The following is a 1352-nucleotide window of genomic DNA, read 5'->3' as shown; positions in this document are numbered from 1 at the left end:
AGGGTGTGGGAGTGAGAATGCAGGCATGAGTAGCGAATGCAGAGTGAGAATCTCTGCCGCCGGATGACCAAGGGTTCCTGGGCCAGGTTGTTCCGCCCAGGGTGAGCCGGGACCTAAGGCGAGGCCGTCAGGCGTAGTCGATGGACAACGGGTTGATATTCCCGTGCTCGTGATAGTGCGTCCATGCCGAGGCTGGTGATGCTAACCATCCGAACCCACCTTCGCTCCTTCGGGAGTGTTGTTTGTGGGGGAGCGTGGGATCCGATCTGGTAGTAGGCAAGTGATGGGGTGACGCAGGAGGGTAGCTCCGCCACGCGGTGGTTGTCGTGGTGTAAGCCTGTAGCCTGATCTCCTAGGTAAATCCGGGGGGTCGTGAAGGGTGAGAGGTGATGCGTAGCCGATTGAGGCGAAGAGGGTGATCCCATGCTGTCGAGAAAAGCCTCTAGCGAGTGCTGTTGCGGCCCGTACCCCAAACCGACACAGGTGGTCAGGTAGAGAATACCGAGGCGATCGAGAGAACTGTGGTTAAGGAATTCGGCAAAATGCCTCCGTAACTTCGGGAGAAGGAGGGCCATCTGCCTTGAAGCCCCTTTGCGGGCTAGGGGTGGGTGGTCGCAGAGACCAGGCCCAAGCGACTGTTTACTAAAAACACAGGTCCGTGCGAAGTCGCAAGACGATGTATACGGACTGACGCCTGCCCGGTGCTGGAACGTTAAGAGGACCTGTTAGCTCCTTTCGGGGGGCGAAGCGGAGAATTTAAGCGCCAGTAAACGGCGGTGGTAACTATAACCATCCTAAGGTAGCGAAATTCCTTGTCGGGTAAGTTCCGACCTGCACGAATGGCGTAACGACTTGGGCGCTGTCTCGACCACAGACTCGGCGAAATTGCATTACGAGTAAAGATGCTCGTTACGCGCGGCAGGACGGAAAGACCCCGGGACCTTTACTATAGCTTGGTATTGGTGCTCGGTTCGGCTTGTGTAGGATAGGTGGGAGACTGTGAAGCTGTCACGCCAGTGATGGTGGAGTCGTTGTTGAAATACCACTCTGGTCGAACTGGGTGTCTCAACCTCGGGCCATGATCTGGTTCAGGGACAGTGCCTGGTGGGTAGTTTAACTGGGGCGGTTGCCTCCCAAAGAGTAACGGAGGCGCCCAAAGGTTCCCTCAGCCTGGTTGGCAATCAGGTGTTGAGTGTAAGTGCACAAGGGAGCTTGACTGTGAGACTGACGGGTCGAGCAGGGACGAAAGTCGGGACTAGTGATCCGGCACCACCTTGTGGAAGGGGTGTCGCTCAACGGATAAAAGGTACCCCGGGGATAACAGGCTGATCTTGCCCAAGAGTCCATATCGA

1 rRNA gene is annotated in these 1352 nt (G+C 56.7%); it reads left to right on the top strand.

Features of this window, described 5'->3' with window-relative positions:
• Positions 1–1352: ribosomal RNA gene (locus ABD160_RS33170) — 23S ribosomal RNA — on the top strand; the annotation flags it as partial.

The sequence above is a fragment of the Pseudonocardia kongjuensis genome (genome assembly GCF_039526905.1).
Classification (GTDB): domain Bacteria; phylum Actinomycetota; class Actinomycetes; order Mycobacteriales; family Pseudonocardiaceae; genus Pseudonocardia; species Pseudonocardia kongjuensis.
This window is presented reverse-complemented; position numbering and strand designations above follow the sequence as displayed.